The organism is Stieleria sedimenti (assembly GCF_025060895.1).
Classification (GTDB): Bacteria; Planctomycetota; Planctomycetia; order Pirellulales; family Pirellulaceae; genus Stieleria; species Stieleria sedimenti.
On the sequence record NZ_JANZKV010000200.1, the window covers coordinates 26,613 to 47,270 of the forward strand.

The window sequence follows — 20,658 nt, forward strand, 5'->3', positions numbered from 1 at the left end:
GAATTCAGCCACTTCACCATCAACGGGATGAACTTTTATGATGCTTCGCATCTTGGCTTTGATCAGCTTGTTCGTGGCCGTCTCGACCGCCAACGCACATCCCGGCCACTCGCACGGATTCAGCGGCGCCGTTGAAACCGGGATCGCACACCCTTGGACCGGAATCGATCACCTGATGGCGATGGTCTTGGTCGGAGTGTTGGCGACGCAATGCGGGCCGCGTCGTCGATGGAGTCTTCCGGTGTTGTTTTGCGGGTCGATGGCGGTCGCGAGCCTGGCCGGACAGCTAATCGGACCGGTTTCCCGGCTGGACATCGGACTCGCCATCACCCTGATTGCATTGGCAGCCTGCCTGGTCGGTCGATTCAACCACGCGACGTTCCCCGCCATCGTCACCCTTTGCGGCGGCCTACACGGGTTTGCCCACGGCGCCGACCTTGGGGCTGGCGACGGTTCGGCCCACTACCTTGTCGGCGTGATCCTGGGGACGGCTGTGATCCATCTGATCGGCATCGGGATCGGAACCGCGTTCAACCGCACTCCATCTCGATCACCACGCGTCGACCCTTTAACGAGCAACACCGTGGCGTAAGCTTCCAGCTTGCGACCCAAGGAGCCGTAGGTTCCCAGCATACGCCACGTTCGTCTGCTCGTTTCTTACCCGGCATGCGGGAGACTGATGAATCATGGCCCAGTCACAAAATGATGAAGAAACACGTTGCGCGGCTTACCTGAAAGCGGTCGGCGATCCGCTCCGGATCCGCATCGTGCGGGCGCTGCAAGTCGGAGCGTTGAGCGTTTCCGATCTCGCCGAGCTGTTGGACCAAGAGATCGGCGTCGTTTCGCACCACCTCAGGGTGCTCTACCACGCGGACATCGTCCAGACCCGCCGCGACGGCAAGTTCATCTACTATTCTCTCAACGAGCAGTTTCTCGACGCGAGTCGACGCAAACGCAATCGCGTGCTCGATTTCGGTTGTTGCCGTTTGGATGTCGGTCAGTCGCCGAGCGACTGAATCAGCCTACCGTGGATCAGCGTCGCTTGACGGACATTCTGACGTTCATCAGAATGTTGGGGCGTGAAACCCAGCCGTGACGAGCACGGCCCTCAGCGAACCCTTCGTACCCCGCGACAGCAACGATGACGTCTCCCATTCGGTTTATCATGATCGGCGGCTTTCTCGGCGCCGGCAAAACCACCTTGATTTCTGGATTGGCGCGGCACTACCAGTCCCAGGGTAAACATGTCTGTGTGGTGACCAACGACCAGGCCGACGGATTGGTCGACACGGAGCTGCTGCGGAGCCAAGGTCTGAATGTCAACGAAGTGGCCGGGTCGTGTTTTTGTTGCAATTTCCATGGCTTGACCGATGCCATCGAAGCGTTTGAAACCCATCAGCGGCCCGACATCATCCTCGCCGAACCGGTCGGCAGTTGCACCGACCTGATCGCCACGATTGCGATCCCGATGATGGAGCAACTCGGTGAGAAGTTTGTTCACAGTCCCTACGCGGTCATTTTGAAACCGAGTCACGGGCTGAAAATTTTGACCGGCGGCCAGGGGCGAGGTTTTTCGGAAAAAGCAGAATACATCTTTCGCAAGCAACTCGAAGAGTCCGAGCTGATTTTGATCAACCGCATTGACGAATTGACTCAACAGCAGCAAACCCAGTTGCGGGACTGTGTCGAAGAGCAATATCCCGGTCGACCGGTGATTTTTCTATCGGCCAAGACCGGTGAAAACTTGGCGGCGGTTTGCGAGTCTTTGGCCGGTGACGCGGCGGCCCGCGAGCAATTGATGGACGTCGATTATGACGTCTACGCCGAGGGGGAAGCGGAGTTGGGTTGGCTCAATGCGACCGTTTCCTTGACCTGCAGTGATCCGATGCCGATCGATGGTGTGGTCATGCGGATCGTCGACTTGATTCGAACGCGTCTGGAAGCACGCGATGCCGAACCGGCGCATTTGAAGGTCTTCTGTTCCTCCGGCGATGCCGTCGGCGTCGCCAACCTGGTCAGCAGCGATACAGCGACGACGCTCTCGGTCGCTTCAGAGGCTGAGGGCAAGGTGTTGACACTGATCATCAATGCGCGTGTCAGTCTGGCTCCCGAAGCATTGCAGGAATCCGTCGCCAGCGCTGTCGATGCCTTGGCCGCCGAGTTTGCCGCAACGGCCGAGATGAGATCGTTGGAAAGTTTTCGACCCGGACGTCCCGTACCGACCTACCGCGCTGGGACGTAGAAGGTCAATCGGACAGTTGTTTGAGAAAAATCTCTTTGAACTGCACCGTCATCGGCTGTCCGGAGCGCAGTTGCAATCCCAAGATGCCCTCTAAATCGGAGTGTCCTTCTTCTTCGTCGATCAATTCAGAGCAGACTTCGCCATTGATACGGAGCGTGATGTGCCGGCCCTTGGCGGTGATGTGGTATTCATTCCATTCGCCCTCCGGTTTCATGGTCGCTTTGGTGCCCAGGTCGGTCGCCGTCCGTTTGCCGGAAGCATCGATCACGGTCCGCTGGCCGTTGGCGGTCAACAACTCGGGGCCTTGCCGCGAATGCATTTCGTCGCAAACGCCTCCCAGGTAAGGCCCGCTCTGGTAGATATCCGCCTGATAACCGACCGCCAAGCCGTCAGGTCTGATTTTGCTTCGGAACTGGACTCCCGAATTGCATCCGTTGCCGGTCACCCGGAACTTGAGCTTGACTTCGAAATCGCTGACGTCCCCGCCCTGCCAGACCAGAAACTGATTCGAGGTGCAGGGGTGCTCCGGCGTCGATTGGCCCGTGATCGCGCCGTCGCGCAGCGACCAGTAGCTCATGTCGAGCGCCTTCCAACCGTTAAGCGATTTACCGTCAAAGATCGACTGAAAAGACATCTCGGATGATTGCGGGGCGGCCTGGCGGCGGTATCCGACAAGGTAGCGCTGGGAACCTTTTGGCGATTTAAACTCCGCCGGAAATGCCTTTCCGGATAGATCGTAACAAACACGCATTGCATCGGGACCTTTGATCTCATAGATCGCCAGAATGGTCTTTCCTTTGTTGGGACCGGAGTGACTGCGGATCGTCATTCGCATGGGGGTAACACTCTCGTCCAGCGTGAAGGTCCCTTTGTCCGAGTGATTTTCACCTTCGACGGTGACTTCGTATCGGTCGTCCTCGATCGTCAGCGTGATCGCCTCAAGCGCGGGCGGCGGCAACAGAACGCCACTCATCATTGCACCTTTCGGTTTCCAAACGCCGTCAGGCTGGAAATCGGAGACCGCTGGCGAGGATTCAACGCGGTTGCGTGACTTTCCACCATCGTCGGCAACAGTGCGATTCGCAATCAGGCAAACGAGCAAAGCTAGGAATAGCAACCGTGACGGGTAGCGCATGTTCTTAACTGTAGGGCAAGTAGAAAGCGGAAATCAATTCTCGGTAGTTTACCATGCCGGCCGAAAGGCTTGGCAGTTTGTCGACTGAAGACCAATACCGCTAAGCGACGCTTCGTTTCCTCTCGTTTGGGCCCGTAGGCTCGCGCCAAACGGCTGATCAATCGTACGATCGGACACTCATACACCGAGCGTTGCTGAATCGACCATCCGACGTTTCGTCGCGTGGACAGCGTTGTGGGTCGCTGGGCCTCGGATCGCTAGACGAGCCCCCGGCCCCAATGGACTTGTCCCCAGCTGACCTTGCGGACGTCCAGTTCCGGCAACCAGCGGCGGATTTGTTCGGCGTTGGTCGGGCTCGATTCGTCCGCCGTGGGGCCGGTTGCGGACAGGTACAACCGGCTGACGCTGACCTGGGACAACGCCGCCGCACGGCAGGTCGCGATCACTTCGTGTATCACCCCCAGCCGATTCGCCGCGACCAGATACAGTTCGGCGTCTTGAAACCGCCGAAACAGATCGATATTCAGCAGGTCGTCGGCGATCGGACTCAACAGCCCGCCGGCACCTTCAATGATCAACGTGTCGCAGTGATCACGCCAACGATCAGCGCCGCGCGTCAACAGGTCGACGTCGACCCGTTGCCGCGACCGTCTGGCCGCCTCGTCCGGTGCGACCGAGGCTTCGAAACGCTGGGGGCAAACCGCGTCTAGATTCCAGGGGCGGCCGGCGGCTTCCCAAAGTGCGGTGGCGTCGCTGGAGAGGAGTGGGGCGGCCGGAGTCGCAGAATTCGTCTCCGAATTGCGGGGTTGCCGGATACAACCACTCGCCACGGGTTTGTAGACTCCTACGCGAACACCGGCGCTGCGTTTCGCCACCGCAAGCTGTTGGGCAACGTAAGTCTTTCCGACTTCCGTTCCGGTTCCCGAAACGAAGACGATCTCCAATGCTATGCCTTTCCCTTGCCTGAAATGAATGAAACTGTGACCAATCGAAATGTGCGAATCGGACTGTTGCAAATGTCGTACGCCGGCTCACGCGACGCAACGCTCGACGAAGTTGAAAAGCGGGTCGATGAGGCGGCTTCCGAATCGGTCCAGATCCTCTGTCTTCAAGAGCTTTTTGCAACCCCCTATCCTTGCCAGGCCGAGGATCATTGTAATTTCGACTACGCCGAAACCCTCGACGGGCCGTCGGTGCGTCGCATGCAAGACTTGGCCAAGCGGCACGAAATGGTGATCGTTGCCCCGATTTTCGAGAAGCGAGCCGCCGGCGTCTATCACAACACCGCGGTCGTCGTCGACGCGGACGGCAGCCTGGCGGGCACGTACCGAAAGATGCACATCCCGGACGATCCGCTGTATTACGAAAAATTCTACTTCACGCCCGGCGACATGGGGTTTCGTACCATTCAAACCCGCTACGCCAAACTGGGTGTGGGGGTCTGCTGGGACCAGTGGTTCCCCGAAGCGGCTCGCTTGTTCGCCCTGGCCGGCGCAGAAATCCTGTTCTACCCGACCGCAATCGGATGGATCGACGGCGAAAAGGAAGAATTTGGTGCGGGGCAACTGGATGCGTGGCAAACCTCGATGCGGGCCCATGCGATCGCCAACGGAATTTGGCTTGGGGCGCCCAACCGTGTCGGTAGGGAAGGCCAAGTCGAATTCTGGGGATCGTCCTTTGTGGCTTCCCCTCGCGGTGAAATCGTCGCCCAAGCCGCCGAGTCCGGCAACCACGTCCTATGCGCCGATTGTAACCTCGACGAAATTGATGTCGTGCGGACGCACTGGCCGTTCTTGCGCGATCGTCGCATCGATGCCTACGATGGACTGTTAAAACGGTTGATCGACTGACCAACCGTGTCGGCGGGATGGGGATAGTGCCTGACATGACGTTCAACACTCAAAAAACCAAGCTCATCGATTGCTCGGCCGCCCAACAACCGTATCGCGAGTTGTTCATCGTCGAAGGCGATTCGGCATCCAAAGCGGTCGCGCGTGTGCGCGACCAGCGGTTTCAGGCCGTCTTGCCGATGCAAGGCAAACCGATGAATGCGACAAAGGCGACCGATGCGTCGGTCCGGAAAAATCAGTGGTACGCCGCACTGATCGATGCATTGGGGACGGGCTGGCACGCCGAAGATCTGGCAGAGTTGCGCTACGATCGCATCCTGTTCTTGTTTGACCCCGACGCCGATGGAATTCACTGCGGCGCGTTGATGCTGATGTTCTTCGATGTCTACTTGCGTCCGCTGTTGGATGCCAACCGTGTCTCGCTGGTCAAATCACCGTTGTTCGAAATCCGTGCCAGCGGATACGCCGACGCCCTGCATGCCTACAGTGAAGAACACCTGCAGCGGATTCGTACGGTGCTCGATGAAAAAGACATCGCCCACCGCCATCAACGTTACCGCGGACTGGCAAGCCTGGGCGAGACGACGCTGAAAGAACTCTGCGTCGACCCGAATTCCAGAACCGCCTACTTGCTTCGACACAGCGACGCCTTGGCCGCCCGATCGGTTTTCGGGCCGCAGCGGCATTGAGAGGGAAGGGCTGTCGTTTCCCTGGATGCGGGCTGAAGGCCAAGACCGCTAACTGAAGCCTCGTTTGCTCGCGCTGTTGCCCGTCGACTTGCGCGAACCGGCTGATATCGAACGATGATCAGCCGTTTGGCGCGAGCCTGCGGGCACCCGAGCATACGGGCCCGGACGCTGACGCGAACCGGCTGATGTCAAACGAGCACGTGCCGCCACCGAGTGTCTCGTTTCGCGACGCACCCAGCCTCAATAGGGGGTTACCCCAGTCTTCAGTAGGTCTCGCATCACCTTTGCGGGGGTTTTGCGGGTTCTCAATTTACATTATTGCCAACAGACTGTATCATGAGAAGACCGAGTGTGACGTGGGGGCACATGCACAAGGGGCGGTCGGCGGCTGATTTTGCCGGAAATGTGCGGTTGCAGACCACCGTTTTCGCGAACTCAGCTGGAGGAGAGATAACTCGCATCCGAGTCGGGGCAGCTCGGATGCGGGGCCTCCGATCTTTCTCAAAATCATCTTCTCAGCGATCATCCGGGTCAGCGGACAAAGAATCTCTCCCCAGATGCTGATTCACTGAAGTTCCGCGGCGAGTTTTTCGCGAAAGATCTTGCTGTTGTGTCGGATATCGACGGGCAACGGTTCGTCACGGAGGATCACTTCTTGGATCGTTCGCGTGATCGGATTTCTTGCGGCCAGATCCAATAATTCCGCCACCAGTCGTTCGGATTCTTGCGCGGACTTCGGCCAATGTTCACGGATCGGTTCGATCAACATCACGGGGGTTTGGTGTCCCGGCTTACCGCGTCCGACGAGCGCGGATCGATAGACATGCGGGTGGGCGTTGAAGATCGCTTCGCAGGGGACCGTAAACCAGGTTCGGTTGCTGCCACGCACGCGATGTGCTTTGCGGCCGCAGAACCAAAACCGATCTCGTGAGTCGAGGTAGCCGACGTCACCCATGCGATGCCACACGGTGTCGCCGTCGATGACTTTGTGCATCGAATTTTGATCGCTGCGGACGACATACTTGCGCGTCACCATGGGGCCGGAAACCATCAGTTCGCCGATCTTTTGGGTCGGCAAGGCGCGGGTTTGTTCGATCGTTTCGATGGGGCCGTCATCGATTTCGATGACCTTCCACTGGACGCCTTGAAAACGAGTGCCGACGCAAACGCCCTTGCCCTTGGTCGCCGCCGGGCCTGTCTCGGCGATCACCTCGCGTGATTCGATCGATGCGATCGGCAGTGCTTCGGTGGCACCGTAGGGCGTAAAGATCTCGCCTTCTTCGGCGATCAAATCACGCAGCCTGGCCATCGTGGACGCGGGAACGGGGGCACCTGCCGAGAGCACGCGTCGCAGCGTAGGAAAGGGGCGTTGGACGCTGTGTTCGTTGCACCACCGCACAACGGTATTCCAAAGTGCGGGCGAACCGAAAGCCTGGTCGATTTCCCATTGCTCGACGGCTTCGATCAGGCGTCGCGGATCGACGTCGGCCGGCCGGGTTGGATCCATGTCGGGAATGATCGTGGTCACGCCCATCACGGCATCGAACAAGCCGAACAGTGGAAAACACGCCAGGTCGCGTGATCCGCGGTGAATGTCATAGCGTTCGCGGATGCGATCGATTTGCGCATGGAACGTTCCGTGGCTATACAAGACACCCTTGGGTGGCCCGGTGCTGCCGGTCGTGAAAATGATCGCGGCCGGATCGGGCCGATTGATGATCGGCAACTCCAGCGTCTTTCGCGAGTCCGAATTGCCATCGAACGTGGCATCACGGCCCAGTTGGATGATCTGGTCAAGCGTTTTGCCGCCCCAAAAATAACGTCTGCCCAGGGTGACGTTCCAGCTAGCCGCCGGAAAACGGTGTCGAAGCAACGTGCGGATCGCTTGCGCTTTCGGAATCCCCACGAAGCCGTCGGGCCTGGCATCGGACAGACATTGCACCAGATGTTTCCGCCCGATTCCCGGGTCGATCAACACCACGATCACGCCCGCTTTTAACAGTGCGAAGACCAATTCGATGAATTGTCCTCCGAAGGGTACCAGCATCGCCAACCGCATTCCCGGACGGATTCCCCAGGCGACCAGCCCCCGCGCGATCAAGTCGGTGCGTTCGTCAAGATTCTGAAAGGTCGTCAAGGCATAGTTTCGGGGCCCGTCCTCGGCCGGCGGTCCGCTCGGTTCGGCGATCGCGATCGCACCGGGGGTCAACGAGGCGATGATGCGAAGCCGCGAGGCGACGTTTCCGTCGCGAACTCCTGTGCTCATGTTGTCACTCTTTCGGTTTCAGCCACCAGTGCGGTGATGACGTGTTCGGCGATCGATTCGTCGATCACGCTTTGGGCCCCTTTCCATCCCGGGATCGCGTTGACTTCTAGAAACAGCGGTGGCCCGTGATCGTTGTCAATCAGGTCGACCGAAGCGAAGACCAGCCCGAACAGTTCGGTGATTCGTTTGGCGGTCGCTTTCAAGCACCCGTCCACTTCGATCCGCTGGCATGTTGCGCCGGCGGAAACATTGGAACGAAAGCAGTTCTGGTTGTGTCGACGCACGCCAAACACCCGCTCGCCCACGACCAGCAAACGGGTGTCGCGGCCGCCCGGCGAGATGAAGGATTGAATTTGAAGCACGGCGTCCAACTGTTCGAGGGTGGAGAAGCTGGTCCAAGCAAGCTCGGCGTCGCTGATCCTCATCACGCCGCGGCCTTCGCCTCCGAAGATCGGCTTGACCACACAGTCACCGCCCAATTCTTCAAACGCCTGCATCGCTTCACGGCGTGATTGTACGACACGTGTCGAGGGGGTCGGCAATCCGGCACCGGCCAACCTTGCCAAACATGCAAATTTGTCGATCGACCATTCCAACGCGCGCGGCGGATTCACGATGGCGGTTCGATGCGGGGTCACTCGGTCCGCGATCGCGTGCAGCACCGCCAAACGAAAGGTGATCTGTTCCATCGAGCCGGCTGGCATCGTTCGCGTCAAGATCGCGTCGTAGTCGGAAAGCTGCTGGTGATCCGCCAGAAGCGAAACCGGCGTTCGATCATCACCGATGCGTGCGGCGATCGAGTCCCACGGCGCGATCTCCAAGCGATGGCCGTGCCGACATGCCGCTTCGCGAAGCCGTTCGGCGTGCCATCCACTCTCCGGGCCGAGCATTAGCAGGCGTCGCGACGCGACCGGCGAGCCGCTCATGTGCCGAAGGACTCTCGCAAGATCTCCGTCATCATTCGTCCGGAGGTGAAGGTCCGCCCCGAGCGGAGATTGTGAATCGCGACGACTGCGGGGCTGAACAGCGACGGGTCGACCGCGTAGAAATCGTGATTGTATTGGGCGAAGATTTCGGCAAACGGGCGGCCATGATCCGCCGACGCCGAACTGGGGATTTTGTCCAGAATCGCTTCGATGGACTCGTCAGGGCAATCGACCCAGAGCGAAACTGTCGCGCCGTAGAGCATCGCGTCATTGGTTCGGCCGATCCCAGCGATCGTATTGCCTCGCTCGGCCGGCGGCGGCAACGGAGCCGAGCCGGTCGCCGAAATCACCGATCGGATGTCGAATTCCAGATCGTCCAGTTTGTGCATCGCCGTTTCGACGCTGCGGGCGACGATTTGTATCGAACCGGCGATCGATGTGCTCGCAGCCACCCCGACGGTCACCGACTTTGGTGCCACGCCACAGTCCCCGGCGATCGTGTCAATCGCAGAGACCGTCGGCAGTTTGTCGGACTCCAGAATGCCGCAGGCTGAATCAGATCCCTTGTCGCCGAGATCCTGCTCGATCAGCATCTTTTCCTTGCCACGCAATAATCGCATCGGACCACTGCCCATGGCAAAGTAGTCGTCGGATTGGACCGGCCAGCCGGCGTATTGGCAGCCCAGACAGCCGACGCGGGGAGAGTCGGTTTCGACACAGACGGCGTTGGCAACGCCGTAGCTAGCGGGATCGCAGGGGACGACCGAAACCCGGCCGAGTCCGCCCATGCAGGCGCGCGCCAACAGCACTCCGGCTTGTATCGAGCCCGGCGTTTCCACACCAAAATCCAACACGGTCGCTTCGGCAACACGATGGAACCGGACCCGAGCCAGAGGGTCAGATTGCAGCCCATCCCAGATTTCGGTGGCAGCTTGGTTCGGCGAATAGTCCATGGGCGGAAAACAGCGGTCGGCGGATCGTGGGAGGGGGGGACGCGATTGACGTGGTCTTCGGACAAGTAAGGGTTTCTGGTAGGTCAGGATCGTGGCCGAAGGACGACCAAATGTCGAGAGGGGGCCAGGGATACCGGCTAAGCCCGAATGACAAACCTCCAAGAATCGGTCATCTTAGTGGCACCAGCGGTCGCCCAAACGCTCGATCGCTGCGATCCAACCCGATTACTTTGCCGCGGAATCAGCCTTCCCAGCCTCGCGGGCCCTCCGTCCTGTTGGGTACCTCGCGATTCCACACCGCCCGGCCTCGTCCTCCTACCATCGCTTCTTTGTGGCCTGTCATGTCTCTCGAAATCATCTACTACCCGCATCCCACGCTTCGCTATGTCAGCAAGCCGATCAAGCGTGTCGACGCCGAATTGCGAAAAATCGCTGACGAGATGCTGGATTTGATGTACGAAGCCCGGGGTGTGGGGCTGGCGGCCAATCAAGTCGATCTGCCGCTGAGACTCTTTGTCGCAAATCCCACCGGCGAAAAAGGCAGTGGCGAAGAGTTCGTGGTCGTGAACCCCGAAGTCAGTCGGCCGAAGGGCAGCGAGGTGGGCGAAGAAGGTTGCCTTTCACTGCCAGGACTGACCGGAGACGTGATCCGCCCCAAATCGGTCCGCATCAGCGCGTACGACCTGAAAGGCAATCCCATCGAAACCACGCTGGAAGGTTTTTTGGCGCGGATTTTCTTGCACGAGATCGATCACTTGGACGGGACCCTGTTTTTCGATCGCATGGGGGAACATGCGGCGTTGGAACTGGAAGCCGGCATCGACGAGTTGGAAACCGATTTTCGCTCCAAGCAGGCGACCGGATCGATTCCGCCTGACGACCAGCTGGTCGCGCGGTTGTCTGAATGGACGAATAAATATTGCTGAGTCGAATCAGCGTTTTTTGAAAGAGAGCATCATCGTGCGCATCATCACCATGGGAACCGGTCCGTTTGCCGTTCCCTCGTTCGACGCCATTCGCCGTTCTGATCACACGCTGCTGGCCGTCGTCACCAAACCCGAACCGCCGATCAAAAGCCGCAAGGGACCTCCGCCGGCTCCGGTGCGGACCTGGGCCTCGCAGTACGAGCTGCCGATCCTGGATCCGGTCAGTATCAACGACGCCGAGGCGATTGCGCAACTCAAAGCCCTCCAGCCCGATCTGTTGGTGGTTTGCGACTACGGTCAAATCCTGAAACCCGACGCCTTGGCCGTCGCGAGTTTGGGCGGAATTAATCTGCACGGATCGCTGTTGCCGGCTTACCGAGGAGCCGCCCCGGTCCAACGAGCGCTGCTCAACGGCGACCGCGAAACCGGCGTCAGTGTGATCCAGATGACACCCAAGTTGGACGGTGGGCCGATCCTGGCCACCCGCCGAACCGACATCTCCGATCAGGAAACCGCCGGGCAACTCGAAGAGCGGCTTTCACAACTCGGCGTCGACCTGGTGATGCAAAGCATTGACGATCTTTCGCGCTGGGATGGTGTGTCGACGATCGGTGAAGTCCAAGACACGACACGGTCCACCAAAGCGCCTCGATTGAGCAAACAGGAAGCACAAGTCGCTTGGCAACGGAGCCGTCGAGAGATCGATTGTTTGGTGCGTGGCATGCAACCCTGGCCGATCGCGTTCACGACGATCCAGGTCCGCGACAACAAGCCGCCGCTCCGATTGACCATCCTGAAGGTCACCCCGGTTGACGAGCCCACCGACGATTTACAGCCCGGACAAATCACGGGAAGCAAGGAATTGGTGGTGATGGCAGGCGACGGTGCGTTGCGAATCGACACCCTCTGTCCGGCCGGAAAACGCGAGATGAGCGGTGAAGAATTTCAACGCGGCTATCAACTGTCACGGGGATCGCAGTTCCAGTGACCCTCGATGCCGCCATCATGACACGCATTCTCTACCGTCATTGCACTGAAACGAATCGGCCTTCGCTGGACACCAGTCGAATCAAGATCTCGTTGCGACAGACCGCCGCCGGCTTGAAGGGTGGGTAAGACCGCGGGACTCCATCCAGTCACGAAGCTTCGATTCCTGTTTCTTGGCGAGCCTCAGTCGATCGAGCGGATCACCTTGGCGGGATTCCCGGCAACGACGACTCCGGGCGGCACGTCCTTCGTCACCACGCTGCCGGCAGCGATGACACTGCAGTCACCCACCGTCACCCCAGGGCAGACGATCGCCCTGCCGCCAATCCAGACATCATTTCCGATCGTGACGGTTTTTCCAAACTCCTCGGTTCGGCGGGGCACGGCTTCCAGGGGATGGGTGGCGGTGTAGATGTGAACGCCCGGGCCGACGAAAACAAAGTCACCCATGCGGACGTCACAAACATCCAGAATCACGCAATCGAAATTGAAGTAAACCTTTTTGCCGAGGTGGATGTTCGTTCCATAGTCACAATGAAACGGCGGTTCGAGCCAAACCGAATCGCCACCGCTGGCGAACAGTTTCCGCAAGACGCCGCGTCGCAAGGCATCATCACGAGGCGACGACTGGTTGATCGCATGACATCGCATCCGGGCAGTCATGCGAGCTTCCGCCAGCTCCGGATCGCTTGGATCGTATCGCTCGCCGGCCAACATTTTTTCGCGCTCACTCGGCATGCCGCAATGGGATTCACTCGACACTCTGGCGCCGTTGTTCGTCCATCGATTGAAAGTGCAGTGGCAGACCGCCGTCACGACGATCGACCATCTGTTCCAAGACGCGTTGATCGGTCTGATCGGTCTGGAAACGGATTTCACCAGAACCGAACAGCACATGGACGCCGGCGGGATGACGGCTGCCGATCGATCCGACCTCCAACGGGGACAGCGACGCGGACGGTTCTTCGGTGATCTGGATTCCGCCACCCACGTTGCGGAGTGTCGCGCGGGTGCCGCTGAGCCAGCCCAGGTCGTCGTATCGGAGCAGTTTTTCGGAAACGAACGCGGTGTTGGACATGCCGTCACTGATGTCGTCGCGGCTGATCGGCAAATTCAACACAAAGGCGCCGTGATCGGATTCGTCGATCGCTTTGTCCGTCGGGTGGTGCAAGCCCACATAACAACTGGCATTGGGTGGGTATCGTCCCGCCGACGGGCATTTCACGCCCGGATACTCCAGCTGCAATACTGCTGCGTTCGCGTCGTCGTAGATGCTGACGGAGCGATCGATCTGGGCTGCGATCACCGGCTGGTCGAGCAAATCAAGCAGGCGTCCCAGCCAATTGTGATGATTCCCCACCGGTTCACTTTGCACCGGTCCTGAATCGGCGACCGTGCCGACGGGAAACTGCTGCCAGCGATCGTGGTAGCTTTGCAGTGCCATCCCGATCGGCGTCAACCGCGATTGGCACAGCGACCGGCGCGACGATTCCCGCATCGATTGCAATGCGGGCGCGGCCAATCCCACCAGAATTCCGATGATCGCGATCACGACCAATAATTCGACCAACGTGAACGCTCGACGGGGTGTAGACATCGCTGGCAAATCAATTGGAGGTTCAAAACGGATCGGGGACGTTGTCGTCTCGTTTGGGCAGCTCATGTGTCGCTCCTTGCAAGTCGCTGGATGGACAGGCCGGGTTGATCGTTGTGGTAGAGCGTGGCCTGGTACTGACGTTTGGTATCGGGACCACCGACGGATTCCACCAGGATCCATCGGTTTGAGTTCTGGTCCAGGGGCAGTCGTAGCTTTGAGTCTGGAGTGGGGTTGAACTGTTCGACCGCCTCGATCGCCGATTCAAGAGCCATGATCGACTGGTGATGCAGCGCGTGGTGACGTTCATTCGACGCACGACGCGCCACCGACACCGCGAACGTGCCGACCAGCAGGGCCAACATCAACACCAGCATCAACCCGATTGACCCGAAGCGTCTGATTTGTTTGGAGCGACGATTCATTCTCGTGTCGACCTTTCCGAAGCGAGGATCTCAATCGGTTGTTTAGGACGCTGAGTTGGTGTGATCGTCCACCGGACGGCTCGGATTTCCTCAAGCCATCGAACGTCTACTCTGGCGTCCTTGCCGAACGCGTAGCTGTCGACCGACGGAGCCGAGTCGTTTGATTCAACCACGCGTCGCTGGACCAGCGATTCATCGTCGATCCGATAGGTAATGGTTCGACCCAAAGTCGCGGCGGTCAACACCAGTTCGCCGTCTTTCACAACGCTGCGTGCGGCATGCCGAACGTCGCGGCGAACGTCGTCGGCAAATCGGCGGATCTCTTGCCGGTGAAATTGGTTTTGCGTCGCTCGCAGGCTGCTTTGGCGAGCGATCGACACCAAGCTGATCACACCGCCCAACAGGGAGGCGGTCAACGTGAGCACCAGCAATAGCTCGATCAGCGTGAACCCTCCGGTCGTCGCGGGATGTCCGCCTCTCGGTCGCGAATGCATCAGGGGCGTCTTGTTTCGGTTCATGACGTCGGCTCCAGTCGCCACAGGTGGTGCAACAATGAACGACCGCCGGTCTCCATCTTGATGGTCAGATGCAGTCCTTGTGTGGATTCGAATTCGAACGGTTCGACGGCGACTTCCGCTTCCGAATCGGATTGCAACTCAGAGGCTTTGGTCGAAATCTGCGAATAGGGGACGCTCGCCAACTGATCGGCCAAATTCTCGATCATCAACTGTCGGCGTAATCGATCCAGTGAATCGCGATCGTAGTCCATCCGGGCTTGATGTGTTTTGAGCGCAATCCCGGTGGCGGCCGCCAAAAACGCCATGGCGACCAGCATTTCGAACAACATGTACCCCTGTCGGCGTCGATGATTCTGTCGATGGGAACGAGTCATGGAGTTCAAACTCTTGTTTTTCACGGCCAGGAGGAACTGGAGATCAGCCGGCCATCCCGCCGATCAGGCCATACAAAAAATGAAATAAAAACACTGTGTGGGCCAGCACGAAACCGCCGACCAGCACCGTCGCCAACGGGACGAACCACGCCATGCGGATTCTCCAGCGATGCGATTGGCGGCGTCCCACATCGCTGACTAATTTCGTGATCGCAGCGGGCAAGTTCCCGTTGTTCGCTGCGCAGGTCAACCAAACTTGCTCACGGGCGGAGACGACTTTGCCGCCCCGCATCGCGAGCGCCAGGGGAGTGCCGGCATCGAGCAAGCGGACGGCCGACCGGCAACGCGAACGAATCCAGCGAACGCGTGTGGATTGAGCCGCACATTGCAGAATTTGTGTTTCGGCTTGTCCGGCACACATCCCGCGTTGAAGTGCCCGAAGGATTTCGCAGCGCCATTGGTCGATCGCCTTTTTGCCAAACCAAGGGATGCAGCGTGCCATCCAATGCGGTAACCAGCGGACGATTCCAGCGAGCAACAGCCACGCCAGCAATAAACACACGACGATGTTCCCAAACCACGCAACGGTATCGAGCGCGGCATGGGAACGAATGCCTGAGAACGGCATTGCATCGTAGATCTCGTCAAACAGTGGGATCAGTTGCGATCGGATCAGCATTCCGAACAACCACGCGAGCAGCACTGTGGCAACGACGTAGGTGAACTGTTGGGCGGCCAGCGTCATGGCACGCGACGCTTCGTTCTGGTGCTGAACGGGTGCGACCGGGTCACGAATCAAATTCAATTGCAGCGATTCTTCGTCGGACGAAACATCGTGTCCTGGAATCAAGATCGCAGCCACGGTATCGGCATCCAATGGCAGTCTTGCGCGACGGGCGGCGTCGGCGATCGCTTCGCCCCGATACAGGCGTTTGACACAACGTTTGGCTTGGCGAGCGATTCGGCTGCGACATCCGTTGGCCAGGTGGTCGAGCAACGAAGGCAGCGCGACACCGCTGTCGGCGGCCATCCGCAGCCAACGGTTGAGCGAACGCTGCTCTTCACGGTAACGCATCCGGCTCGCCGCGGCGATGGACACGACAAACAGTGCGACCAGCAACAAGGTCACCGGGTGCGGTGCCGCCGCGCACACCGCCAACAAACATACCACCCACATCAGCCATTCCACCACGTCCAGAAACGCGATCAACAGCACCGGCATTGCAACCGCCGGACGACGCAGCAGTGGTCGTTTAACCGCGCGCGCGATTGCCGCCAAAACAGCCGGAACTGCAATTGCGACGAACAGTTGAAGGATCCGATCGGTCAATACATCAACCCCCGTAACTGCGTCTGCATCGACATTCCCATCAACAGGAGTGCGAAAAAGGCGATGAAGACGGACGCTAACAGAAAACTGATCGACACGACCGCGGCCGTGCGATCGAGCCGCGATTGAGCCAAAACGTGACACTCCGACGTCGCCCGATGCCAGATCTGGACGGCTTGTTCGGTTGCTTGTTCGGCGGCACGCTCTTCGGTTGTCAAGGCGGCCAGCGCGGACAACGGTTGTTCTTGGATCGGTGACGATTGCAGAACCATCGACAGCGGATGGCCGAGCTCGATGCGTTTGGATGAAATCGCCGACCAACGCCGCAGCCCGGCATGATGAACCGACTCCGATGCCTGCTGCAACGCGCTCCCGTAGGCCTGTGAGTGCAACAACGATTGGTAGATCGATTGACAAAACTCGCCCATCGCGACCATCCGCATCGTCGATCCGATCGATGGCATCGACCCGGCGACCGTTGACAACAGCGCCGGAAGGCGTTGCAGGATCATCATCAGAATCACGAGGTAGCCGATGATCGCGATGATCCCAGCGACGGCGTAGCCCAATGCCGTCATCTTCATCCACCTCACGTCGATCACCTCCGGTCTCCAGGAACGCAACACCACGGTGTCACTGGCGACTTCGGCCATGGTCAGAATCAGATACAAGCCGACCGCCAGGGCGGCCAACAGATAGAAAACTCCAATCGAAACCACACGCGTCAGACGGCGACGCGTGTCCTCACGTATCGATTGCCAGAGTTCGAGTTCGGCGGTCGTGGCAATGCTGTTTTCCAGCTCGACTTGCGATGGATTCATGGCAACACCTCACCGACGACGTCCAACAGCGGCTTCACAATGGCCTGCAATAAAATCACCATCATTGCGATCATTAGCATCCAAGTCACCAGACGCGGCAACATCTCGGTCCACCACAGTTGGTTGCGTTGAGACTTTTGCGTGTAGAGATCGCTCAGTCGCCCCAGATCCAACGCAATGCTCTCCGCCTGACGGTTTCCACTGACCAAATCCGCGACACAGCAACTGACCGGATCGGGCGTATCAGCGGGCATCGCCAACGAGGGTTCCGAGGTGGTTCCGCCACGTATTTTCTCGATCACGCCGGCCCACGATGCAGCGAACGTCGGGCCGGCGACTTCGGCGGCCGACTGAATCAACCGGCCCAGTTCCAGGTCACCCGCATTCGTCGCAGCCGGTCGGTCGGGCGGACTGACCTGGATTGCCAACCAGCGACAGAACGTGGCGTGATCGCGATACACAGAACCGCCGCTGATGGAGCGAGAAAAGCCCCAATACAACACCAGCGAAAACAATCCGACGACGATCAGGGTCGCGATGGCGGCCAGCATGAAGTCTTGGGCGAAGGTTTGACAGATTTCCGTGATCGACGGCGCGAACGCTGGTCGAATCAATTGCGATTCGGAGAGCGAAACGAGGATCCAGGGCATCACGAAAAACAGAACCGCCGCGGAAACGATGACGTTCAGCACCGGGTTGATCGACGCGAAACGGATCCGCCGCCGCGACTCATCGGCTTGCCGAATCAACCGTCCTGCCTCGTCGATCGGCACGGTGGACCCGGTCCGTGCCATGACTTCCATCGCAACTCGCAGCGGCGTTTGATAACCGCGTGACAACGACGCAATCGACTCCGACGCCGGTTCTCCCCGGTCGATCTTGGACCGCACCGCCCTGGCTGCCCGCCCGATTTTACCCATCGATGCGTCATCCAAATCGGCCAGTCCCGAAATCAAGGGACGCCCCGAAGCCGCCATCGCCGACACCTCGTTCAACAGCATCACCAGCGAGTCGTCGTCCAAGTTGATTTTCGGTGTGTCCGCTGTCGTCATGGTCGTCGCCCCAGCACGCGAAACACTTCGTTTGCATCCGTCACGCCTTCGTCGATCAATCGCGCCGCCTGGTCGTGCAACGAATCGATCCCAGCGCATGCGGCGATCGCGTCGATTTCAGTCGCGGATCGGCCATCGACCAATCCGTCGAACACCGCTTGGCCGGCCGAGGATCCGTCGAAGGCGAGAATTTGCGAGATCGGGATGCGTCCTTGGTATCCGGTGCCGTGACACCCATCGCAATTCGGATTCAAGGCCGAGTTTGATTCGGCCGCACACGCCGAACAGAGTCGCCGCACCAACCGTTGGCACAAGATGCCGCGCAGGCCACTCTGGATCGCATAACTGGGCAACTTCATTTGCACCAACCGACGCAGCGTCACGCCGATTGAACTGGCATGGATGGATGAAAAACACAAATGGCCGGTCATCGACGCCGTCAAGACTGCTTCGGCGGTCTCGACGTCGCGGATCTCGCTGACCAGCAACACCTCGGCGTCTTGTCGAACCGCCGCGCGCAGCGCCGACGCCAGGGTCATGCCGCTGGTCGGCTGCAATTGACTTTGGCTGATCGAATCGATCACCGACTCGATCGGATCTTCGATCGTCAAGACGCTGCGTGGAAACCCGCTGTCGGCGATGTAGCGAAGACAGGCGTAGAGCGTCGTGGTCTTTCCGCTGCCGGCGGGGCCAGCGACGAGGAGCCATCCGTCGCGTGAATCGCAGACCGATCGCAGTTGTTCTTTCGTTGCGGCATCAAACCCGAGCTGATCCAAGTGACGAATCGATTCGCGGTCACTGATGATGCGGATCGCGGCACGATTGCCGTGCACCGTCGGGAAAATGCCCAGCCGCATTTCGTGTTCAGCGCCGCCCGCGTCTTGCCAACGAAGCGGCCCTTCCTGTGGGACGCCACCGCGATAGGACGGCAATCCCGACAACGCCATCAGCCGGGCCACCGGATCGCTTTGCTCGCTAAAGTCGTAGGAATCAAAGGGCTGAAGGACGCCGTTGAGCCGAAACGAGACCTCCCAACGCCCGGATCGCGGTTGAAGATGCACGTCACTTGCACCACGAGCCACTGCTGCGGTTAGACATTCGTTGACCATCGCGATTGCGAAGTCAGGGTCCGTGGAGGATCGTCGCGTTCGTGAGAAAGAAACCAGCATTCCTTATTCCGAAAAGCTCGCGTCACGGAGCACGCGTGATGCGGGAGATTGCTAAGCTATGGTTTTCAACCCACTGGAATAGACCATGAACCATCGCCGGTATCATAACGGATTCACGTTGCTGGAGTTGCTCGTTGTTGTTGGTGTGATCGGAATTTTGGTGGGACTGTTGTTGCCCGCGGTCCAAGCATCACGCGAAGCGGCGCGTCGGATGAGTTGTAGCAACAACTTGAAACAGGTGGCGTTGGGTGTCGCCCAGTATCATGATGCGTTCAGAATTCTTCCGCCGCATGGGACCGGAACGTTCAACAACACCAACGATCCGGCAGCAACCAATCAATTTCGGCTGAGTTTTTTGGTGTCCATCACGCCGTTCCTGGGCAACACGCCGCTGTGGAAAACTATCAGTAGCGAATGGACCGGACCGCCACCCGCTGGAGACTTACTCGGCCAGCAAGACGACTTCTATGACATGGCGATGGACGTCGACGACTTCAACGAGCCGGAGCATCGCTATCCGAGCATGGGGCCCGTTCCATCGATGCGATCCTATGGACCTTGGGATCATGAGGTCGCAACCTACCGTTGTCCGTCGGATCCGGGCATCGGATCACCCGCGTTGGGGCGAACCAATTATGCGGCGTGCCTGGGTGACGCGATCGAAGGGTTGGATGAAGGATTGTGGCGCTTTCAGGATTCGAAGTGGTCACCCAGCGGCGAGGCGCAGATGCAGGCGACCGGACGCGGGATGTTTGTTCCCAGGATGGTCACCTCGTTTGACGACGTCACCGACGGCCTGTCCACGACGATCATGCTGGGTGAGATCGCAACCGACCTTGGCGACAAGGACATTCGAACGATTCCGTCCCTGCAAAACGGATGGACCGGCGGCGTGTTGGACGATGTGCAACTCTGCCGCAGCCAGATCGATCCGGAGCGTCCCCGGTTTTGGGATGCCCGCGGCACGGTTCAATTGTCGTCGATTCGCGGCCAGGGAAGAGGTTATCGTTGGGCCGACGCGATGCCGTTGATGACCGGATTCAACACGGTTCTGCCGCCCAATACACAACTCTGTTTCGGCGGCGACTCGACGACCATCGGAACGTTATCCCTGAGCAGTCGTCACCAAGGCGGCGGCCACGTGGCAATGGGCGATGGTGCCGTCGTCTTCCTGACCGATTCGATTGAGTCGGGTGGAATGAAAGGCACCGTGACCCTCGACGGACAAGACCTTCTGGCTCCCGGCAGCCCAAGCCCCTTCGGGCTCTGGGGAGCCTTGGGGACACGCAATCAAAACGAGATGGTTGGAGAATCTCTGTAGGTGGTCTGCATTGACGCGTGTTCCGAAGGTACTGCTGCGCTGACATTTAGATTCTCTCCCTCTGGGAGAGAATCTAAATG

General features: G+C 59.2%; 22 protein-coding genes. 8 read left to right on the forward strand and 14 right to left on the reverse strand.

The genetic code is table 11. The features are described from left to right. The first annotated feature begins 37 nt into the window (after positions 1–37). From NZK35_RS24605 to NZK35_RS24615, 3 genes are all read left to right on the forward strand, one after another. Complete coding sequence (locus NZK35_RS24605; RefSeq protein ID WP_259635178.1) at positions 38–592, forward strand: HupE/UreJ family protein; 555 nt, start codon at positions 38–40, stop codon at positions 590–592. A gap of 94 nt (positions 593–686) precedes the next feature. Continuing rightward, complete coding sequence (locus NZK35_RS24610; protein WP_259635179.1) at positions 687–1,016, forward strand: ArsR/SmtB family transcription factor; 330 nt, start codon at positions 687–689, stop codon at positions 1,014–1,016. Positions 1,017–1,141: 125 nt separating this feature from the next. Then, positions 1,142–2,242: a CobW-like GTP-binding protein gene (locus tag NZK35_RS24615; RefSeq protein WP_259635180.1), complete on the forward strand. Its 1,101-nt coding sequence runs from the start codon at positions 1,142–1,144 to the stop codon at positions 2,240–2,242. A 4-nt stretch (positions 2,243–2,246) separates the two neighbouring features. On the opposite strand, the gene NZK35_RS24620 is transcribed toward NZK35_RS24615, so the two are convergent. Then, positions 2,247–3,377: a family 16 glycoside hydrolase gene (locus NZK35_RS24620; protein WP_259635181.1), complete on the reverse strand. Its 1,131-nt coding sequence runs from the start codon at positions 3,375–3,377 to the stop codon at positions 2,247–2,249. A gap of 257 nt (positions 3,378–3,634) precedes the next feature. Continuing rightward, positions 3,635–4,321 carry a dethiobiotin synthase gene (bioD, locus tag NZK35_RS24625; RefSeq protein WP_259635182.1) on the reverse strand — a complete coding sequence of 229 codons (687 nt, stop codon included), beginning with the start codon at positions 4,319–4,321 and terminating at the stop codon, positions 3,635–3,637. 24 nt (positions 4,322–4,345) lie between these two features. On the opposite strand from bioD, the gene NZK35_RS24630 reads away from it, so the two are divergent. Then, on the forward strand, positions 4,346–5,227 hold the full coding sequence (locus tag NZK35_RS24630; protein ID WP_259635183.1) for a carbon-nitrogen hydrolase: 882 nt from the start codon (positions 4,346–4,348) through the stop codon (positions 5,225–5,227). A 35-nt stretch (positions 5,228–5,262) separates the two neighbouring features. Beyond that, positions 5,263–5,916 carry a toprim domain-containing protein gene (locus NZK35_RS24635; protein ID WP_259635184.1) on the forward strand — a complete coding sequence of 218 codons (654 nt, stop codon included), beginning with the start codon at positions 5,263–5,265 and terminating at the stop codon, positions 5,914–5,916. Between the two features lie 565 nt (positions 5,917–6,481). Here the strand turns inward: NZK35_RS24635 and NZK35_RS24640 are convergent. Genes NZK35_RS24640 through mch form a run of 3 tightly spaced genes read right to left on the reverse strand, consistent with a single transcriptional unit; the run spans position 6,482 to position 10,148 of the window. Beyond that, the gene (locus tag NZK35_RS24640) at positions 6,482–8,182 is read right to left on the reverse strand and encodes a fatty acid CoA ligase family protein (RefSeq protein ID WP_259635185.1); all 1,701 of its coding nucleotides are present in this window, start codon (positions 8,180–8,182) and stop codon (positions 6,482–6,484) included. Next, positions 8,179–9,108 (reverse strand): ATP-grasp domain-containing protein, encoded by a 930-nt coding sequence (locus NZK35_RS24645; protein WP_259635186.1) that lies wholly within the window; start codon positions 9,106–9,108, stop codon positions 8,179–8,181. Before NZK35_RS24645 ends, NZK35_RS24640 begins: the two co-directional genes overlap by 4 nt. Beyond that, complete coding sequence (mch, locus tag NZK35_RS24650; protein ID WP_407699826.1) at positions 9,105–10,148, reverse strand: methenyltetrahydromethanopterin cyclohydrolase; 1,044 nt, start codon at positions 10,146–10,148, stop codon at positions 9,105–9,107. The genes NZK35_RS24645 and mch overlap by 4 nt, the downstream gene beginning before the upstream one ends. A 254-nt stretch (positions 10,149–10,402) precedes the next feature. Here mch and def point away from each other — a divergent pair, with 254 nt between their 5' ends. Next, positions 10,403–10,987, forward strand: a complete 585-nt coding sequence (def, locus tag NZK35_RS24655; RefSeq protein WP_323379667.1) for a peptide deformylase — start codon at positions 10,403–10,405, stop codon at positions 10,985–10,987. 34 nt (positions 10,988–11,021) lie between these two features. Beyond that, positions 11,022–11,975: a methionyl-tRNA formyltransferase gene (fmt, locus tag NZK35_RS24660; protein ID WP_323379668.1), complete on the forward strand. Its 954-nt coding sequence runs from the start codon at positions 11,022–11,024 to the stop codon at positions 11,973–11,975. Positions 11,976–12,157: 182 nt separating this feature from the next. On the opposite strand, the gene NZK35_RS24665 is transcribed toward fmt, so the two are convergent. The 9 genes from NZK35_RS24665 to NZK35_RS24705 all read right to left on the reverse strand — a co-directional run bounded on the left by NZK35_RS24665 (position 12,158) and on the right by NZK35_RS24705 (position 19,257). Next, positions 12,158–12,712 carry a sugar O-acetyltransferase gene (locus NZK35_RS24665; RefSeq protein ID WP_259635188.1) on the reverse strand — a complete coding sequence of 185 codons (555 nt, stop codon included), beginning with the start codon at positions 12,710–12,712 and terminating at the stop codon, positions 12,158–12,160. A 13-nt stretch (positions 12,713–12,725) separates the two neighbouring features. Continuing rightward, the gene (locus NZK35_RS24670) at positions 12,726–13,571 is read right to left on the reverse strand and encodes a DUF1559 domain-containing protein (protein WP_259635189.1); all 846 of its coding nucleotides are present in this window, start codon (positions 13,569–13,571) and stop codon (positions 12,726–12,728) included. Positions 13,572–13,633: 62 nt separating this feature from the next. Further along, positions 13,634–13,993, reverse strand: a complete 360-nt coding sequence (locus tag NZK35_RS24675) for a hypothetical protein (RefSeq protein WP_259635190.1) — start codon at positions 13,991–13,993, stop codon at positions 13,634–13,636. After that, positions 13,990–14,511 carry a prepilin-type N-terminal cleavage/methylation domain-containing protein gene (locus NZK35_RS24680; RefSeq protein ID WP_259635191.1) on the reverse strand — a complete coding sequence of 174 codons (522 nt, stop codon included), beginning with the start codon at positions 14,509–14,511 and terminating at the stop codon, positions 13,990–13,992. Before NZK35_RS24680 ends, NZK35_RS24675 begins: the two co-directional genes overlap by 4 nt. After that, on the reverse strand, positions 14,508–14,885 hold the full coding sequence (locus NZK35_RS24685; protein ID WP_259635192.1) for a type IV pilus modification PilV family protein: 378 nt from the start codon (positions 14,883–14,885) through the stop codon (positions 14,508–14,510). The genes NZK35_RS24680 and NZK35_RS24685 overlap by 4 nt, the downstream gene beginning before the upstream one ends. A 43-nt stretch (positions 14,886–14,928) precedes the next feature. Further along, complete coding sequence (locus NZK35_RS24690) at positions 14,929–16,107, reverse strand: type II secretion system F family protein (RefSeq protein ID WP_259635193.1); 1,179 nt, start codon at positions 16,105–16,107, stop codon at positions 14,929–14,931. A 104-nt stretch (positions 16,108–16,211) separates the two neighbouring features. Further along, the gene (locus NZK35_RS24695; RefSeq protein ID WP_259635194.1) at positions 16,212–17,036 is read right to left on the reverse strand and encodes a hypothetical protein; all 825 of its coding nucleotides are present in this window, start codon (positions 17,034–17,036) and stop codon (positions 16,212–16,214) included. Then, positions 17,033–18,088, reverse strand: coding sequence for a type II secretion system F family protein (locus tag NZK35_RS24700; RefSeq protein WP_259635195.1), 1,056 nt, complete (start codon positions 18,086–18,088; stop codon positions 17,033–17,035). The genes NZK35_RS24695 and NZK35_RS24700 overlap by 4 nt, the downstream gene beginning before the upstream one ends. Beyond that, positions 18,085–19,257, reverse strand: coding sequence for a GspE/PulE family protein (locus NZK35_RS24705; protein WP_259635196.1), 1,173 nt, complete (start codon positions 19,255–19,257; stop codon positions 18,085–18,087). The genes NZK35_RS24700 and NZK35_RS24705 overlap by 4 nt, the downstream gene beginning before the upstream one ends. Before the next feature lie 85 nt (positions 19,258–19,342). On the opposite strand from NZK35_RS24705, the gene NZK35_RS24710 reads away from it, so the two are divergent. Beyond that, positions 19,343–20,578: a DUF1559 domain-containing protein gene (locus NZK35_RS24710; protein WP_259635197.1), complete on the forward strand. Its 1,236-nt coding sequence runs from the start codon at positions 19,343–19,345 to the stop codon at positions 20,576–20,578. Positions 20,579–20,658: the final 80 nt, after the last annotated feature.

Excerpts from the sequence above, each read along its gene's own strand:
- NZK35_RS24620 (WP_259635181.1), bottom strand. The coding sequence starts at position 3,377 with ATGCGCTACCCGTCACGGTTGCTATTCCTAGCTTTGCTCGTTTGCCTG.
- NZK35_RS24605 (WP_259635178.1), top strand. The coding sequence starts at position 38 with ATGATGCTTCGCATCTTGGCTTTGATCAGCTTGTTCGTGGCCGTCTCG.
- NZK35_RS24615 (WP_259635180.1), top strand. The coding sequence starts at position 1,142 with ATGACGTCTCCCATTCGGTTTATCATGATCGGCGGCTTTCTCGGCGCC.
- NZK35_RS24710 (WP_259635197.1), top strand. The coding sequence starts at position 19,343 with ATGAACCATCGCCGGTATCATAACGGATTCACGTTGCTGGAGTTGCTC.
- NZK35_RS24635 (WP_259635184.1), top strand. The coding sequence starts at position 5,263 with ATGACGTTCAACACTCAAAAAACCAAGCTCATCGATTGCTCGGCCGCC.
- NZK35_RS24645 (WP_259635186.1), bottom strand. The coding sequence starts at position 9,108 with ATGAGCGGCTCGCCGGTCGCGTCGCGACGCCTGCTAATGCTCGGCCCG.
- NZK35_RS24685 (WP_259635192.1), bottom strand. The coding sequence starts at position 14,885 with ATGACTCGTTCCCATCGACAGAATCATCGACGCCGACAGGGGTACATG.
- NZK35_RS24680 (WP_259635191.1), bottom strand. The coding sequence starts at position 14,511 with ATGAACCGAAACAAGACGCCCCTGATGCATTCGCGACCGAGAGGCGGA.
- NZK35_RS24665 (WP_259635188.1), bottom strand. The coding sequence starts at position 12,712 with ATGCCGAGTGAGCGCGAAAAAATGTTGGCCGGCGAGCGATACGATCCA.
- NZK35_RS24695 (WP_259635194.1), bottom strand. The coding sequence starts at position 17,036 with ATGAATCCATCGCAAGTCGAGCTGGAAAACAGCATTGCCACGACCGCC.
- NZK35_RS24610 (WP_259635179.1), top strand. The coding sequence starts at position 687 with ATGGCCCAGTCACAAAATGATGAAGAAACACGTTGCGCGGCTTACCTG.
- NZK35_RS24640 (WP_259635185.1), bottom strand. The coding sequence starts at position 8,182 with ATGAGCACAGGAGTTCGCGACGGAAACGTCGCCTCGCGGCTTCGCATC.
- NZK35_RS24675 (WP_259635190.1), bottom strand. The coding sequence starts at position 13,993 with ATGAATCGTCGCTCCAAACAAATCAGACGCTTCGGGTCAATCGGGTTG.
- NZK35_RS24630 (WP_259635183.1), top strand. The coding sequence starts at position 4,346 with ATGAATGAAACTGTGACCAATCGAAATGTGCGAATCGGACTGTTGCAA.
- NZK35_RS24700 (WP_259635195.1), bottom strand. The coding sequence starts at position 18,088 with ATGACGACAGCGGACACACCGAAAATCAACTTGGACGACGACTCGCTG.
- NZK35_RS24705 (WP_259635196.1), bottom strand. The coding sequence starts at position 19,257 with ATGCTGGTTTCTTTCTCACGAACGCGACGATCCTCCACGGACCCTGAC.
- NZK35_RS24690 (WP_259635193.1), bottom strand. The coding sequence starts at position 16,107 with ATGCCGGTGCTGTTGATCGCGTTTCTGGACGTGGTGGAATGGCTGATG.
- def (WP_323379667.1), top strand. The coding sequence starts at position 10,403 with ATGTCTCTCGAAATCATCTACTACCCGCATCCCACGCTTCGCTATGTC.
- NZK35_RS24670 (WP_259635189.1), bottom strand. The coding sequence starts at position 13,571 with ATGTCTACACCCCGTCGAGCGTTCACGTTGGTCGAATTATTGGTCGTG.